General features: G+C 70.9%; 16 protein-coding genes. 11 read left to right on the top strand and 5 right to left on the bottom strand.

The genetic code is table 11. The features are described 5' to 3' along the window. Nucleotides 1-75 precede the first annotated feature (75 nt). The 4 genes from leuC to ACF1FZ_RS26665 all read left to right on the top strand — a co-directional run bounded on the left by leuC (nucleotide 76) and on the right by ACF1FZ_RS26665 (nucleotide 3,221). The gene (gene leuC / locus ACF1FZ_RS26680; protein WP_391775931.1) at nucleotides 76-1,503 is read left to right on the top strand and encodes a 3-isopropylmalate dehydratase large subunit; all 1,428 of its coding nucleotides are present in this window, start codon (nucleotides 76-78) and stop codon (nucleotides 1,501-1,503) included. A 2-nt stretch (nucleotides 1,504-1,505) separates the two neighbouring features. Further along, nucleotides 1,506-2,099, top strand: coding sequence for a 3-isopropylmalate dehydratase small subunit (leuD, locus tag ACF1FZ_RS26675; protein ID WP_391775930.1), 594 nt, complete (start codon nucleotides 1,506-1,508; stop codon nucleotides 2,097-2,099). A 104-nt stretch (nucleotides 2,100-2,203) separates the two neighbouring features. Beyond that, on the top strand, nucleotides 2,204-2,431 hold the full coding sequence (locus tag ACF1FZ_RS26670) for a hypothetical protein (protein ID WP_031100634.1): 228 nt from the start codon (nucleotides 2,204-2,206) through the stop codon (nucleotides 2,429-2,431). 142 nt (nucleotides 2,432-2,573) lie between these two features. After that, a complete protein-coding gene (locus ACF1FZ_RS26665) occupies nucleotides 2,574-3,221 on the top strand; it encodes an HU family DNA-binding protein (protein WP_391775929.1) in 648 nt (215 codons plus the stop codon). An 82-nt stretch (nucleotides 3,222-3,303) separates the two neighbouring features. Here the strand turns inward: ACF1FZ_RS26665 and ACF1FZ_RS26660 are convergent, their stop codons facing one another. Together ACF1FZ_RS26660 and cofC are read right to left on the bottom strand one after the other, a co-directional pair. Beyond that, a complete protein-coding gene (locus ACF1FZ_RS26660; RefSeq protein WP_391775928.1) occupies nucleotides 3,304-3,507 on the bottom strand; it encodes a hypothetical protein in 204 nt (67 codons plus the stop codon). Between the two features lie 10 nt (nucleotides 3,508-3,517). Further along, nucleotides 3,518-4,201, bottom strand: a complete 684-nt coding sequence (gene cofC / locus ACF1FZ_RS26655) for a 2-phospho-L-lactate guanylyltransferase (RefSeq protein ID WP_391775927.1) — start codon at nucleotides 4,199-4,201, stop codon at nucleotides 3,518-3,520. Nucleotides 4,202-4,351: 150 nt separating this feature from the next. On the opposite strand from cofC, the gene ACF1FZ_RS26650 reads away from it, so the two are divergent. Genes ACF1FZ_RS26650 through ACF1FZ_RS26640 form a run of 3 tightly spaced genes read left to right on the top strand, consistent with a single transcriptional unit; the run spans nucleotide 4,352 to nucleotide 7,330 of the window. Next, nucleotides 4,352-5,104, top strand: coding sequence for a lysophospholipid acyltransferase family protein (locus ACF1FZ_RS26650; RefSeq protein WP_391775926.1), 753 nt, complete (start codon nucleotides 4,352-4,354; stop codon nucleotides 5,102-5,104). Next, nucleotides 5,101-6,111 (top strand): NAD(P)H-dependent glycerol-3-phosphate dehydrogenase, encoded by a 1,011-nt coding sequence (locus ACF1FZ_RS26645; RefSeq protein ID WP_391775925.1) that lies wholly within the window; start codon nucleotides 5,101-5,103, stop codon nucleotides 6,109-6,111. Before ACF1FZ_RS26650 ends, ACF1FZ_RS26645 begins: the two co-directional genes overlap by 4 nt. Before the next feature lie 34 nt (nucleotides 6,112-6,145). Further along, the gene (locus ACF1FZ_RS26640) at nucleotides 6,146-7,330 is read left to right on the top strand and encodes a D-alanine--D-alanine ligase family protein (protein WP_391775924.1); all 1,185 of its coding nucleotides are present in this window, start codon (nucleotides 6,146-6,148) and stop codon (nucleotides 7,328-7,330) included. A 31-nt stretch (nucleotides 7,331-7,361) separates the two neighbouring features. On the opposite strand, the gene ACF1FZ_RS26635 is transcribed toward ACF1FZ_RS26640, so the two are convergent. Both ACF1FZ_RS26635 and ACF1FZ_RS26630 read right to left on the bottom strand, forming a co-directional pair. Continuing rightward, nucleotides 7,362-7,850 carry a DUF3515 domain-containing protein gene (locus ACF1FZ_RS26635; RefSeq protein ID WP_391775923.1) on the bottom strand — a complete coding sequence of 163 codons (489 nt, stop codon included), beginning with the start codon at nucleotides 7,848-7,850 and terminating at the stop codon, nucleotides 7,362-7,364. Nucleotides 7,851-7,870: 20 nt separating this feature from the next. Further along, entirely contained in the window at nucleotides 7,871-8,104 is a 234-nt protein-coding gene (locus tag ACF1FZ_RS26630; RefSeq protein WP_014153840.1) for an Lrp/AsnC ligand binding domain-containing protein, read from the bottom strand. A gap of 320 nt (nucleotides 8,105-8,424) precedes the next feature. Between ACF1FZ_RS26630 and ACF1FZ_RS26625 the strand changes: the two genes are divergently transcribed. Both ACF1FZ_RS26625 and thiD read left to right on the top strand, forming a co-directional pair. After that, nucleotides 8,425-9,396 (top strand): thiamine-phosphate kinase, encoded by a 972-nt coding sequence (locus ACF1FZ_RS26625; RefSeq protein ID WP_391775922.1) that lies wholly within the window; start codon nucleotides 8,425-8,427, stop codon nucleotides 9,394-9,396. 10 nt (nucleotides 9,397-9,406) lie between these two features. Beyond that, a complete protein-coding gene (gene thiD / locus ACF1FZ_RS26620; protein WP_391775921.1) occupies nucleotides 9,407-10,216 on the top strand; it encodes a bifunctional hydroxymethylpyrimidine kinase/phosphomethylpyrimidine kinase in 810 nt (269 codons plus the stop codon). 75 nt (nucleotides 10,217-10,291) lie between these two features. On the opposite strand, the gene rpmB is transcribed toward thiD, so the two are convergent. After that, on the bottom strand, nucleotides 10,292-10,477 hold the full coding sequence (gene rpmB, locus ACF1FZ_RS26615) for a 50S ribosomal protein L28 (RefSeq protein WP_003965989.1): 186 nt from the start codon (nucleotides 10,475-10,477) through the stop codon (nucleotides 10,292-10,294). A 258-nt stretch (nucleotides 10,478-10,735) separates the two neighbouring features. Here rpmB and ACF1FZ_RS26610 point away from each other — a divergent pair, with 258 nt between their 5' ends. Both ACF1FZ_RS26610 and recG read left to right on the top strand, forming a co-directional pair. Next, nucleotides 10,736-12,358 carry a DAK2 domain-containing protein gene (locus tag ACF1FZ_RS26610; protein WP_391775920.1) on the top strand — a complete coding sequence of 541 codons (1,623 nt, stop codon included), beginning with the start codon at nucleotides 10,736-10,738 and terminating at the stop codon, nucleotides 12,356-12,358. A 51-nt stretch (nucleotides 12,359-12,409) separates the two neighbouring features. Beyond that, nucleotides 12,410-14,638, top strand: a complete 2,229-nt coding sequence (gene recG, locus ACF1FZ_RS26605) for an ATP-dependent DNA helicase RecG (protein ID WP_391775919.1) — start codon at nucleotides 12,410-12,412, stop codon at nucleotides 14,636-14,638. The last annotated feature ends 36 nt before the right edge of the window (nucleotides 14,639-14,674 follow it).

The following is a 14,674-nucleotide window of genomic DNA, read 5'->3' as shown; positions in this document are numbered from 1 at the left end:
CCCGCCCGGGGGCCAGGACGGCGGCACCCGAAATCTCTAGTTGGGCCGACGGCGACGCCGGCCGGAGGGAAAGCGATGGGTAGGACACTCGCGGAGAAGGTCTGGGACGACCACGTCGTCCGGCGCGCCGATGGCGAGCCCGACCTCCTCTTCATCGATCTGCACCTGCTGCACGAGGTGACCAGCCCGCAGGCGTTCGACGGTCTGCGCCAGGCCGGCCGGCCGGTGCGGCGGCTCGACCTCACCATCGCCACCGAGGACCACAACACCCCGACCCTCGACATCGACAAGCCGATCGCCGACCCGGTCTCCCGCGCCCAGCTGGAGACCCTGCGCAAGAACTGCGCGGACTTCGGTGTCCGGCTGCACCCGCTGGGTGACGTCGAGCAGGGCGTCGTGCACGTGGTCGGCCCGCAGCTCGGCCTGACGCAGCCCGGCACCACGGTCGTCTGCGGCGACTCGCACACCTCCACCCACGGCGCCTTCGGAGCGCTGGCCTTCGGTATCGGCACCAGTCAGGTCGAGCACGTCCTGGCCACCCAGACGCTGCCGCTGGCCCGCCCCAGGACCATGGCGATCACCGTCGAGGGCGAACTCCCCGACAGCGTCACGGCCAAGGATCTCATCCTGGCCATCATCGCCCGGATCGGCACCGGCGGCGGTCAGGGCTACATCCTCGAATACCGCGGCCCCGCCATCGAGAAGCTCTCGATGGAAGCCCGGATGACCATCTGCAACATGTCGATCGAGGCCGGCGCCCGCGCGGGCATGATCGCCCCCGACGAGACCACCTTCGCCTACCTCGAGGGCCGCGACCACGCCCCGAAGGGCGAGGAGTGGGACGCCGCGGTGGAGTACTGGAAGACGCTGCGCACCGACGACGACGCGGTCTTCGACGCCGAGGTCGTCATCGACGGCGCCGCACTCGCGCCGTTCGTCACCTGGGGCACCAACCCCGGCCAGGGCGCGCCCCTGTCGGCCAGCGTCCCCGACCCCGCTTCGTACGAGGACGCGTCGGAGCGCCACGCCGCCGAAAAGGCCCTCGAATACATGGGGTTGACCGCCGGCCAGCCGCTGCGTGAGATCAGCGTGGACACGGTGTTCGTGGGTTCCTGCACCAACGGGCGCATCGAGGACCTGCGCAACGCCGCCTCGGTCCTCGACGGCCGCAAAGTCGCCGACGGTGTACGGATGCTGGTCGTCCCGGGCTCCGTCCGGGTCGCGCTGCAGGCCGTCGAGGAGGGCCTGGACAAGGTCTTCACCGCCGCCGGCGCCGAATGGCGGCACGCGGGCTGCTCGATGTGCCTCGGCATGAACCCCGACCAGCTCGCCCCCGGCGAGCGCTCCGCCTCCACCTCGAACCGGAACTTCGAGGGCAGGCAGGGCAAGGGCGGCCGCACGCACCTGGTCTCCCCGCAGGTCGCCGCCGCCACCGCCGTGCTGGGCCGTCTGGCCTCGCCCGCCGACCTGTCCGACGTCCGTACGCCCGCCGGAGTCCGATAACCATGGAAGCATTCACCGCACACACCGGCCGGGCCGTTCCGCTGCGCCGCAGCAACGTCGACACCGACCAGATCATCCCCGCGCACTGGCTGAAGAAGGTCACCCGCGACGGCTTCGAGGACGGGCTCTTCGAGGCCTGGCGCAAGGACGAGGACTTCGTCCTCAACCGCCCCGAGCGCAAGGGCGCCTCGGTCCTGGTCGCCGGTCCCGACTTCGGTACGGGCTCCTCGCGTGAGCACGCGGTCTGGGCCCTGCAGAACTTCGGCTTCAAGACCGTCATCTCCTCCCGCTTCGCCGACATCTTCCGTGGCAACTCCCTGAAGAACGGTCTGTTGACCGTGGTCCTCGGCCAGGAGGTCGTCGACAGGCTCTGGGAGCTGACCGAGGCCGATCCGACGGCGGAGGTCACCGTCGACCTGGAGAAGCGCCAGGTCCTCGCGGACGGAATCACGGCCGACTTCGAGCTCGACGAGAACGCCCGCTGGCGACTGCTGAACGGGCTCGACGACATCAGCCTCACTCTTCAGAACGAAGCGGACATTGCGACTTACGAGGCGGCCAGGCCGTCCCACAAGCCGCGCACGATCGACGCCTGAGCAGCGCTTTTCCCGAACTGCGCCCCCCGCCGGTAGGCGGGGGGCGCAGTCGCTTGTTGAGACCCCCTCGGGCGACAACTCGCCCTAGATGGCACAATCGGCGCATGGAACGCGACAGCCAACTCGAGCTCTATGGCCAAGTCGCCGACCGATTGAAAGAAGCGCACGCAAAGGTGCGCGCACTGCAAGTCCCGGAGGGCGTACGGATGGCGCTGTCCCGGAAGCTGCTGGTCGTCACGGCCGCGGCTAAGCACGATCTCCCAGGCGCGGCAAGACGTCTGGACCGGTTGATGAAGGACCTCGATGAGGGCCGATTCCCCGAAGGTGACTGATGCTGCGGGCCGCGCAGCGGTCGACTTCGTTGCGGCACTAGGGTGATTAGCCCGTTTCGTGTTTGATTTGCGGTATATATCTGCCTAACGTGCGAAAAAGCCTGAACAGTTTCGTTCCGGCAATGTCTCCGAAGGGGAAGACGTGAACAAGGCGCAGCTCGTAGAAGCGATTGCCGACAAGGTCGGCGGCCGCCAGCAGGCCGCAGACGCAGTCGATGTGGTGCTCGACGCGATCGTCCGTGCGGTCGTCGCGGGGGACCGTGTCTCGGTCACCGGCTTCGGCTCGTTCGAGAAGGTCGACCGGCCCGCCCGGTACGCCCGCAACCCGCAGACCGGCGAACGCGTACGGGTCAAGAAGACCTCCGTGCCCCGTTTCCGTGCGGGTCAGGGCTTCAAGGACCTGGTGAGCGGCTCCAAGAAGCTCCCCAAGAACGACGTGGCCGTGAAGAAGGCCCCCAAGGGCAGCCTCTCGGGCGGTTCTTCCACCCGTACGACGGCCAAGGCGGCCGCGAAGAAGGCCACCGCGAAGAAGGCCACGGCGCGCAAGACCACGGCGGCCGCGAAGAAGACGGCCCCGGCGAAGACCACCGCCAAGAAGACCACCGCAACGGCCAAGAAGGCCACACCCGCGGCGAAGAAGGCGACCCCGGCGAAGAAGACGACGGCCACGAAGAAGACCGCCGCCGCCAAGACCGCCCCCGCCAAGAAGGCCACCGCGAAGAAGGCGCCCGCCAAGAAGGCCACGGCGCGCACGACCACGGCCAAGAAGTCCACCGCACGCAAGAAGTGAGACCGGGTACCGCTCGTTCCTCACACGCGCCGGGCCGGGCTCCCCTAGGGGAGCCCGGCCCGCGGGCTGTCCAGGAGTCCGTTCAGAGCGTCTGCAGCGTCACCAGGGTGATCCGCAGCGCGGTCCCCTCGCCCTCGGTCTCGATCCGTACCCGCTGTCCCGGACGCAGCAGCCGCAGTCCTCCCGCGTCGAACGCCGGGGCGTCGAAGGCCACCGGGGTGCCGTCGTCGAGGAGCACGCTGCCGGTGCGGGTCTCGGAGTCGTACGTGAACGAGGTCGCCTGCATGAGCGGCAGCCTACCGGTCACCGGCAGGCAGCACCGGGGCCGCCAGTCCCGCGGTGAACCGCCCCGCCCCCAGCGCCAGCGCGGCCTCCAGGTCGTCGCCCGTATCCACGTCCCTGCGGACCGAATCGAGGCCCGGCAGGGCGACCTCGACCGCCCCCGACGCCAGGTGCCGTGCACGCGACGCCCCGCCGAAAGCCGGCCGCAATTCCACGCCGGGCGCCGCGGAAAGAAATGTGGTGCCGATTCCCTGCGCATCGCTGACAAACGCACGGGGGAATGCCGCAGCGAATTCGAGCACCCGGGCCAATTCGCCCGAACGCAGCGCGGGGAGATCCGCGTTGAGCGCGGCCACCGCCGCGCCCCCGCGCCGCGCGCGCACCCACCGTGCGCCGTGTTCCAGTGCCGCGTCGAGTCCGGCCGCCGGGGTGTCGGCCACGGTGTGCGCGCCGAGCGCCGCCAGCGCCGCCCCGGCCACCGGATCGTCCGTGACGACCACCACATCTCTCACCGCCCGGCAGGACAGCGCGGCCGACACGGTGTCCTGTGCGAACGCCAGGGCCAGGCGCGGGCGCAGGTCCCCGCCCACCGCCCGGGCGAGTCTGCTCTTGGCCAGGGCGAGCGGTTTCAACGGGACGACCAGGGACCAGGGACCGGCCGGGTCGGTGTTCGTGACGATCTCCCCCTCCGTACGCATCGGCCCGTATTCTCGCCTGCCGGTACGGCAACCCGGAGGTCCGCCCCCATGGGTGAGGCGTACGGTGTTCTCCACGCACCAGGGGCCCCGGAGCGAGGCAGCACCGCCGCGAGCCCCGCAGCATCTCAGCTCCTAGAGGAAGGCGTCCGAGTGCCCCGCCGTAGAATCGGCTTCTGGTACCGCCTGGCGGCGGTCATCGCGAAACCGCCCCTGGTGGTTCTGTTCAAGCGGGACTGGCGGGGGATGGAACACATTCCGGCCGATGGCGGATTCATCACCGCGGTCAATCACAACTCGTACCTCGACCCGCTTTCGTACGGGCATTTCCAGTACAACACGGGGCGTGTGCCGCGGCTCCTCGCCAAGGCCGGACTGTTCAGGACGCCTTTCGTCGGAATGATCCTGCGCGGCACCGGGCAGATCCCCGTCTACCGCGAGACGACCGACGCGCTCGACGCCTTCCGTGCCGCCGTCGACGCCATCGAGCGGGGCGAGTGCGTCGCCTTCTACCCGGAAGGCACGCTCACCCGCGACCCCGACATGTGGCCGATGGCCGGCAAGACCGGCGCCGCCCGGGTCGCGCTGATGACCAGGGCCCCGGTCATCCCCGTCGCCCAGTGGGGCGCCAACCTCGCGATGCCGCCCTACGCCAAGGAGAACAAGCTCCGGCTGTTCCCCCGCAAGACCCTGCGGGTACAGGCCGGGCCGCCGGTCGACCTCTCCCGCTACTACGGTCTCGAGCCGACGTCCGACGTCCTGCGCCAGGTGACCGAGACCATCATGGCCGCGATCACCGCCCAGCTCGAGGAGGTGCGCGGCGAGAAGGCCCCCGCCCAGCTCTACGATCACCGCAGGGCCCGCGCCGAACAGCGGCGCAAGGCAGAGGGAAAGGGATCGACGTGACGCACCTCGCAAAGGCGGCCGTCTTCGGAACCGGCTCATGGGGCACGGCCTTCGCCATGGTCCTCGCCGACGCTGGCTGCGAGGTCACCCTCTGGGGCCGCCGCGCCGAGGTCGTCGAGGCCGTCAACACGACCGGCACCAACCCCGGCTACCTGCCGGGAGTCGAGCTGCCCGCCTCGGTCCGTGCCACGACCGACCCCGCCGAGGCGCTGCGCGGCGCCGACTTCGCCGTCCTCGTCGTGCCCTCGCAGACCCTGCGCGCGAACCTCGCCGACTGGACGCGGCACCTGGAGCCCGGCACGGTGCTCGTCTCCCTGATGAAGGGGGTCGAACTCGGCACCGCCAAGCGGATGAGCGAGGTCATCGAGGACGTCACGGAGGTCACGCCGGACCGGATCGCCGTCATCACCGGCCCCAACCTCGCCAAGGAGATCGCCGAACGCCGCCCCGCGGCCGCCGTCGTCGCCTGCTCGGACGAGGACGTCGCCCGGCGCCTCCAGGCCGTCTGCCACACCCCGTACTTCCGGCCGTACACCAACACCGACGTGGTCGGCTGCGAACTCGGCGGCGCGGTGAAGAACGTCATCGGCCTCGCCGTGGGCATCGCCGACGGCATGGGTCTCGGTGACAACGCCAAGGGCTCCCTCATCACCCGTGGTCTCGCCGAGACCACCCGGCTGGGGCTCGCCATGGGCGCCGACCCGCTCACCTTCTCCGGACTGGCCGGACTCGGCGACCTGGTGGCGACGTGCTCCTCGCCGCTCTCGCGCAACCACACCTTCGGCACCAACCTCGGGCGCGGTATGACGCTCCAGGAGACCGTCGCCGTCACGAACCAGACCGCAGAGGGCGTCAAGTCCTGCGAATCCGTGCTCGACCTGGCGCGCAGGCACGACGTCGACATGCCGATCACCGAGACGGTTGTCGGCATCGTCCACGAGGGCAAGCCGCCGATGGTCGCGCTCAAGGAACTGATGTCGCGCAGCGCCAAGCCCGAGCGACGCTGACTCGAGCCCTACCAGCAGGTACGCTCATCGCGATATGAGCAGCCAGAACCTCCCCCAGAGCCCTGAGAGCCCCCGGAGCTCCGAGCAGAGCTCCGAGCCGGGCCGCAAGCCGCGTGTGGCCGTCGTGTTCGGCGGCCGGAGCTCCGAACACGGCATCTCGGTCGTCACGGCCGGTGCCATCCTGAGCGCCATCGACCGGACGAAGTACGACGTCCTGCCGATCGGCATCACCAGGGACGGACGCTGGGCCCTCACGTCCGACGACCCGGCCCGCATGGCCATCACGGACCGGCGGGTGCCCGACGTGGGCCAGCTGGCCGACTCGGCACAGGGCACCGTGACGCTCTCCGTCGACCCCGCGAACCGGGACGTCGTCGTGAGCGAACCCGGTTCGGTGCCCACGGCCCTGGGTGAGGTCGACGTCGTCTTCCCCATGCTGCACGGCCCCTACGGCGAGGACGGCACGCTCCAGGGGCTCCTGGAGCTCTCCGGTGTGCCCTACGTCGGTGCCGGTGTCCTGTCCTCGGCCGTCGGCCAGGACAAGGAGTACATGAAGCGGGTCTTCACCTCCTTCGGGCTGCCGGTCGGCCCCTACGAGGTCGTCCGCCCCCGGGAGTGGGAGTCGGACCGGCCCGCCGCCCGCAAGCGCATCATGGAATTCGCGGCAGAGCACGGCTGGCCGCTCTTCGTGAAACCCGCCCGCGGCGGCTCCTCCATGGGCATCACCAAGGTCGACGACGCCGCCGGGCTCGACGAGGCGATCGACGAGGCCCGCCGGCACGACCCCAAGTTCATCGTGGAGTCCCTGCTGCGCGGCCGGGAGATCGAGTGCGGCGTGCTGGAGTTCGAGGACGGACCGCGCGCCAGCGTGCCCGCGGAGATCCCGCCCGTCACCGCGCACGACTTCTACGACTTCGAGGCCAAGTACATCGATTCGGCGGCCGGTCTGGTTCCCGCACCGCTCACCGACGAGCAGACCGCAGAGGTGCGGCGGCTCGCCGTCGAGGCCTTCGAGGCGGCCTCCTGCGAGGGCCTGGTGCGTGCCGACTTCTTCCTCACCGAGGACGGCACGTTCGTCATCAACGAGATCAACACCATGCCGGGCTTCACCCCGATCTCCATGTTCCCCCGCATGTGGCAGGCGAGCGGTGTGGAGTACCCGGAGCTGGTGGACCGGCTGATCACGTCCGCGCTCAACCGCCCCACCGGCCTGCGCTGACCTCCGAGGGCTGTCCCACGCGGGACAGCCCTCAAAGACTGTCGGGGACCGTTTTCTTCACGGGCGCGGCGAACGCGGACAGGGGGGTGACGTCGTGGGCGTACTCCGTCCCGAGCGTCACCTCGACATACGCCTTGCGGTAGGTGGTCGTGAACCGCGGGCCGGCGCCGTCGCGCTGCTCCAGCAGCCAATTGACGCCGTCCGCGTCCACGGCGTCGGACTGGGGATCGTCCATCTTCGCGGGCCGCGGGACGCCGCAGCGCAGTACGATCGCCCCGTCACCCCAGCCGGCCGTCAGTTCCGAATCCGGCGAGGGATCGCTCCGTTCCAGACCGGTGACGGTCTCCGGCAGCGCCTCGTGCAGTTTCCCGCAGTACCCGGCTGCCTCCGGCGACGGTGTGGGAACCGTCACCGAGGGCTGGGCACCACCGGAGGAACACCCCGCCGCGGCCAGCACGAACAGGGCGGCGGAGGGGGCGAGAACACGGGAACGGGGGGACCGGCGGCGGGTGTGAGTCACCGGACCAGCGTAGACAGGGGTCAGAGGTGGACGACCGGGCAGGTCAGAGTACGCGTGATGCCGTCCACCTGCTGGACCTTGGCGACCACCATGCGGCCGAGCGCGTCGACCGTGTCGGCCTGTGCGCGCACCACCACGTCGTAAGGACCTGTGACGTCCTCCGCCTGGATCACTCCCGGGAGCTTTGCGATGGTCTCGGCGACGATCGACGCCTTGCCCACCTCGGTCTGGATGAGGATGTACGCCTGTACCACGGAACCTCCAGGGCGGCCACGAGGATCATGTGGGGGAAAGGGACGCCACGTTATCGCGTCGCGCAGGGCCGCGGGGAGACCTGCGGGCCGGTTGACGCCCACAGCGTGGCGTATGCACCACAGAAGTTGACGTATCTCTTGACGGTACCGACAGCAGTAGGGGCTCGCGACCGCAAGCCCAGCGGTGCGGGAGAGGGACAGTGACGCCTGCACGTCCCGGGGCCACCGGCTCCCGTGGGCCGTCCGCCCACGGTCCGGGCCTCCGGCCGCTGAAACAGCCCGGACAGGTGTCCGGTGCGATATATGAGAGGTGAGACTCGGTGAAGGGAACCGTGGGCGAGTTGGGGGAGTTCGGGCTCATCAGAGAGCTCACTTCCCGGCTCACCACCACTCCGGCGGTACGGCTGGGACCCGGCGACGACGCCGCGGTCGTGGCCGCTCCCGACCGCAGGGTCGTGGCCAGTACGGACATCCTGCTGGAAGGGCGGCACTTCCGCCGTGACTGGTCGACGGCGTACGACGTCGGCCGCAAGGCCGCCGCCCAGAACCTCGCCGACATCGCGGCCATGGGCGCCGTGCCCACCGCGCTGCTGCTCGGTCTCGTCGTACCGGCCGACCTGCCGGTCACCTGGGCCGCCGAACTGATGGACGGACTGCGTGACGAATGCCAGGTCGCCGGCGCGGCCGTGGTCGGCGGCGACGTCGTCGGCGGTGACACCATCACCGTCTCGATCACCGCGCTCGGCGACCTGCGCAACCACGAGCCCGTGACCCGGGCCGGCGCACGGCCCGGCGACGTCGTGGCCGTCACCGGATGGCTCGGCTGGTCCGCGGCCGGATTCGCCGTGCTCTCCCGGGGGTTCCGCTCGCCGCGTGCGTTCGTCGAGGCCCACCGGCGCCCCGAACCGCCCTACCACGCGGGTCCCGCGGCGGCCGGGCTCGGCGCGACGGCCATGACCGACGTCAGCGACGGACTCGTCGCCGACCTCGGTCACATCGCCGAGTCCAGCAAGGTCCGCATCGACCTGCGCTCCGGGCTCATCGACATCCCGTCGCAGATGTCCGACATCGGGCAGGCCGTCGGGGTCGACCCCCTGCAGTGGGTGCTCACCGGGGGAGAGGACCACGCCATCGTGGCGACGTTCCCGTCCGACGTGAAGCTCCCCGCGCGCTGGAAGGTCATCGGAGAGGTCCTCAACCCCTCGGCGCTGCCCCAGGTCACCGTCGACGGGGCGCCCTGGACGAGCAAGGGCGGCTGGGACCATTTCGGATCCATCGAGGACGCCCAGTAGATTCCGGGGCATGAGCGCACCTGCCCCGATACCGCCCCGTGTCCTCACCGTCGCCGGATCAGACTCCGGCGGCGGTGCGGGCATCCAGGCCGACCTGAAGACGATGCTGGCCCTCGGCACCCACGGAATGAGCGTGCTGACCGCGGTGACCGCCCAGAATTCGCTGGGCGTGCAGGGCGCCTGGGAGCTGCCGGCCGAGGCCGTGCGCGCCCAGTACCGCAGCGTCGTCGACGACATCGGCGTCCAGGCGGTGAAGACCGGCATGCTGTCCTCGGCCGCCCTCGTCGACACCGTCGCGGAACTCCTCGCGCAGACCGGTGCGCCCGTCGTCGTCGACCCCGTCGGGGTCTCCAAGCACGGGGACGCGCTGCTGGCCGCCGAAGCACTCGACGCCGTACGCACCAAGCTGCTGCCCGTGGCCACCGTCGCCACCCCGAACCTCGACGAGGTGGCGCAGCTCACCGGAGTCACCGTCACCGACGAACCGGGGATGCGCGGGGCCGCCGCGGAGATCCTCGCGTACGGACCGCGCTGGGTGGTGATCAAGGGCGGCCATCTGCCCGGTGAAGCCGTGGACCTGCTCACGGACGGCAACGAGGAGCACTGGCTGCGCGCCCCCAGGCACGACAACCGCCACACCCACGGGACGGGCTGCACCCTCGCCTCCGCCATCGCGTGCGGACTCGCCCGCGGCCAGGACGTCCCGACCGCCGTGCGGGGCGCGAAGGAGTACGTCACCGGCGCGATCCGGGCCGGCTTCGCGCTGGGCGGCGGGATCGGCCCCGTCGATCACGGCTGGCTCACCCGCACCGCCCGCTGAAGCACAGCAAAAAGCCGGTCCACCGAGGTGGACCGGCTTTTTGGGCAACCGGAAGGCTGCGCTACGACGGGGACGTCAGCGCGCGACCTTGCCGGCCTTGATGCACGAGGTGCAGACGTTGAGCCGCTTCGGCGTCCGACCGACCACTGCACGCACGCGCTGGATGTTGGGATTCCAGCGACGGGACGTACGGCGGTGCGAGTGCGAAATGCTGTTGCCGAAGCTCGGCCCCTTGCCGCAAACGTCGCAGTTGGCAGCCACGGGTCACTCCAAAGACTTCAGATGCACTTACAGTGAATTCCGGCGCGCCGGAATCATTTTACTGAAGTGGCGGTACCGGAGGGATTGGCCCGGCTTTCGTCGGGCAACCGAAGCAGCATACAACGCCTGCTTCGGAGATACGAAACTACCACGGCTCCCCGCGCACTCCGTCCCGCACCTCTGCCCGAAGGGCCCGTGCGCGAGGGCTACCCTGCGGTGCAGCCAGCCCCCCACGGCCGCCCCCAAGGAGGACCAACGGTGCCGCAGCCCCCCGACGATCTCGACGCCGTCGCGGTGCGCACCTGGTGCTCACTGGCCCTGGAGGCCCTGGGCCGGGAGCGCACGGCCATCGACGCCATCAACGTCTATCCCGTCGCCGACGGGGACACCGGCACCAACCTGTACCTGACCGTCGAGTCGGCGTCCGCGGCCGTCGAAGCGGTCTTCGCCGCCCACGAGACCGGCTCCACCACGCCCTCCCCCGCGGACGCCGTACGGGCCATGGCGCACGGCGCGCTGATCGGTGCCCGGGGGAACTCCGGGACGATCCTGGCCCAGTTGCTGCGCGGTATGGCTTCCGTACTGTCCGAGTCGGGTGACGCGCGTCATCTGCGGGCCGCGCTGACGGAGGCCGCCGCAGCGGCACGGCTGGCCGTCGCCCACCCCGTCGAGGGCACGGTGCTCACCGTCGCCACGGCCGCGGCCGAGGCGGCCGTGGCCACGGACGGGAGCACATGCCTCGAGGACGTGGCCGAGGCGGCGTACGAAGGGGCGCGCGCCGCCCTCGCCGCCACCCCCGGCCAACTCGCCGTCCTCGGGCGCGCGGGCGTCGTGGACGCGGGCGGGCAGGGTCTGGTGGCCGTGCTCGGCGCACTGCTGGAAGCGGTCGGCGGACGGGCGCGGGAGCGTGCCGTCCTGCCCGCCCCCGAAGTCCTGCCCGGGGCCGGCGACTGCGCGGACGCGGATCCGGACGGCGGCCCGGCCTTTGAGGTCATCTATCTCCTGGAGGCCACCGACGACGCGGTAGCCGGGCTGCGGAGCCGGCTGGACGCCCTGGGGGACTCCCTCGTGGTGGTCGGCGGCGACGGCCTGTGGAACGTCCACGTCCACGTCGACGACGCCGGAGCTGCCGTCGAGGCCGGGGTCGAGGCCGGCCGGCCCCACCGGATCCGGATCACGCACTTCGCCGCCGACCGGATCCGCGCCCACCGGGACCCCGTCCAGCGTGCCGTCGTCGTGGTCGTCCCCGGTGACGGGCTCTCCGGCCTGTGCGCCGAGGCCGGGGCGACCACCGTGCTGGCGCGCCCCGGCGAGCCGCCCGCCAGCGGAGAACTGGTCGACGCCATCCGCCGGGCCCACGCCCGTGAGGTGGTCCTGCTGCCCAACGACACCCAGCTGCGCCACACCGCCGCCGCAGCCGCGGAACAGGCCAGGGCCGAAGGCATCCGGGTCGCCCTGGTCCCCACCCGTGCCGCCGTCCAGGGCCTCGCCGCGCTCGCCGTCCACGAGCCCGGCCGCAGCTTCGACGAGGACGTCGTCGCGATGACGTCGGCGGCCGGTGCCACCCGGTACGCCGAACTGGCCGTCGCCGAACGGCAGTCATGGACGATGGCGGGCGTCTGCCAGACCGGCGACATCCTCGGCATGATCGACGGGGACGTGGCCGTCATCGGTGAGGACGTCCCCGGCACGGCCCGCACGGTCCTGGACCGGATGCTGTCGGCAGGCGGTGAACTCGTCACCCTCGTCCTGGGCCAGGACGTGCCCGACGCCCTGGCCGACGAGCTGGGCGAACACATCCGCGAGGGTTACCTCGCCGTCGACACGGTCGTCTACCGGGGCGGCCGCCAGGCGGCGCCCCTGCTGATCGGCGTCGAGTGACACGTCGCGCGGGGCGGCGCGCGGAGACGTCTGTCAGTGGCGTGGTGTGCAATGGACCGCGTGTCCGCTTTCGATGAACCCCTCAAGAAGCTGCTCGGCGGAGCCACCGCGAAGGTGATGGCCGAACACCTCGACCTGCACACGGTCGGGGACCTGCTGCACCACTACCCGCGGCGCTACGAGGAGCGGGGCCGGCTCACGGCGCTCACCGAACTGCCGCTGGACGAGCACGTGACGGTCGTCGCACAGGTCGCCGACGCGCGGATCATGATGTTCAACAACGGCCGCGGCAAGCGGCTGGAGGTCACCCTCACCGACGGGAGCGGCAGGCTCCAGCTGGTCTTCTTCGGACACGGCGTCCACAAGCCCCACAAGGAGCTCCTCCCCGGGCGGCGGGCGATGTTCGCGGGCAAGGTCTCGGTCTTCAACAGGAAGATGCAGCTCGCGCACCCCACGTACCAGCTCCTCGACGCGAAGGACATGGAAGAGCCGGCTGATGTGACCGAGGCCGTCGGCGCCTTCGCGGGGCAGCTGCTGCCGATCTATCCGGCCTGCAAGCAGCTCGACTCCTGGCGGATCGCCAAAGCCGTCGACACGGTCCTGCCCAGCGCACAGGAGGCGGCGGACCCGCTTCCCCCGGCGCTGCGCGAGGGACGTGGGTTCATCCCCCTCCCCGAAGCGCTGCTCAGGATCCACCGCCCGCACACCAAGGCGGACATCGCGGCCGCGCGGGACCGGCTGCGCTGGGACGAGGCCTTCGTCCTCCAGGTCGCGCTCGCCCGCCGGCGCTACGCCGACACCCAGCTCCCGGCAGTGGCACGCGGACCCGTCCCCGGCGGACTGCTCGACGCCTTCGACGCCACGCTTCCCTTCACCCTCACCGAAGGCCAGCAGAAGGTCACCGGGGAGATCTTCGACGCCCTGGCGACGGAACACCCCATGCACCGGCTGCTCCAGGGAGAGGTCGGGTCCGGCAAGACACTGGTCGCGCTGCGGGCCATGCTCCGGGTCGTCGACGCGGGCGGCCAGGCGGCGATGCTCGCGCCCACCGAGGTGCTGGCCCAGCAGCACCACCGCTCCGTCACCGAGATGATGGGCGACCTGGCCGAAGGAGGCCTGCTCGGCGGCTCCGACCTCGGTACGAAGGTCGTCCTGCTCACCGGCTCCATGGGCGCGGCGGCCCGCCGGCAGGCACTGCTCGACCTGGTCACGGGCGAGGCCGGGATCGTCATCGGCACCCATGCGCTGATCGAGGACAAGGTCCGGTTCCACGACCTCGGTCTCGTCGTCGTCGACGAACAGCACCGCTTCGGCGTGGAACAGCGCGACGCGCTGCGCTCCAAGGGGAAACAGCCGCCCCACCTGCTGGTCATGACGGCCACACCCATTCCCCGTACGGTCGCCATGACCGTCTTCGGGGACCTGGAGACCTCCGTGCTCGACCAGCTCCCCGCCGGCCGTTCCCCGATCGCCAGCCATGTCGTCCCCGCCAAGGACAAACCCCACTTCCTCAGCCGCGCCTGGGAACGCGTCCGTGAGGAGGTGGAGAACGGCCACCAGGCCTACGTCGTCTGCCCCCGCATCGGCGACGACGCCGAGGAGGCCGCGGAGAAGAAGGGGAAGGCGGGGAAGAAGCAGGCGGCCCCCGGCGAGGACGGGGAGAAGCGGCCGCCGCTGGCCGTGCTGGACATCGCCGAGCAGCTCGCCAAGGGCCCGCTCGCCGGGCTGCGCATCGAGGTCCTCCACGGCAGGATGGCGCCCGACGACAAGGACGACGTCATGCGCCGCTTCGCCGCCGGCCAGGCCGACGTCCTGGTCGCCACCACCGTCATCGAGGTCGGGGTGAACGTCCCCAACGCCACCGCGATGGTGATCATGGACGCGGACCGCTTCGGTGTCTCCCAGCTGCACCAGCTACGGGGCCGTGTGGGACGTGGCAGCGCCCCCGGCCTCTGCCTGCTGGTCAGTGAGGCCCACGAGGCCAGCGCCGCCCGGGCCAGGCTCTCCGCGGTCGCCGCCACCCTCGACGGCTTCGAGCTCTCCCGCATCGACCTCGAACAGCGGCGCGAAGGCGATGTGCTCGGCCAGGCGCAGTCCGGGGTCCGTTCCTCCCTGAGGGTGCTCAGCGTCATCGACGACGAGGAGGTCATCGCGACGGCCCGTGAGGAGGCCGTCCGTGTCGTCGCGGACGATCCCGGGCTGGAGCGGCTGCCGGAGCTGCGCACCGCCCTGGACGCCCTGCTCGACAAGGACCGGGAGGAGTACCTCGACAAGGGGTGACCGGGCGGATCCCCGACGACGCCATATCGTGGGAGC

The organism is Streptomyces sp. NPDC014623 (genome assembly GCF_043088245.1).
GTDB lineage: Bacteria > Actinomycetota > Actinomycetes > Streptomycetales > Streptomycetaceae > Streptomyces.
The sequence above is the reverse complement of the archived record's forward strand: the minus strand, read 5'-3'. Positions and strand labels throughout refer to the sequence as shown.

Bases quoted from the DNA above. Each gene is read 5' to 3' on its own strand.
- leuC (WP_391775931.1), top strand. From the start codon at position 76: ATGGGTAGGACACTCGCGGAGAAGGTCTGGGACGACCACGTCGTCCGG.
- leuD (WP_391775930.1), top strand. From the start codon at position 1,506: ATGGAAGCATTCACCGCACACACCGGCCGGGCCGTTCCGCTGCGCCGC.
- ACF1FZ_RS26670 (WP_031100634.1), top strand. From the start codon at position 2,204: ATGGAACGCGACAGCCAACTCGAGCTCTATGGCCAAGTCGCCGACCGA.
- ACF1FZ_RS26660 (WP_391775928.1), bottom strand. From the start codon at position 3,507: ATGCAGGCGACCTCGTTCACGTACGACTCCGAGACCCGCACCGGCAGC.
- cofC (WP_391775927.1), bottom strand. From the start codon at position 4,201: ATGCGTACGGAGGGGGAGATCGTCACGAACACCGACCCGGCCGGTCCC.
- ACF1FZ_RS26640 (WP_391775924.1), top strand. From the start codon at position 6,146: ATGAGCAGCCAGAACCTCCCCCAGAGCCCTGAGAGCCCCCGGAGCTCC.
- thiD (WP_391775921.1), top strand. From the start codon at position 9,407: ATGAGCGCACCTGCCCCGATACCGCCCCGTGTCCTCACCGTCGCCGGA.
- recG (WP_391775919.1), top strand. From the start codon at position 12,410: ATGGACCGCGTGTCCGCTTTCGATGAACCCCTCAAGAAGCTGCTCGGC.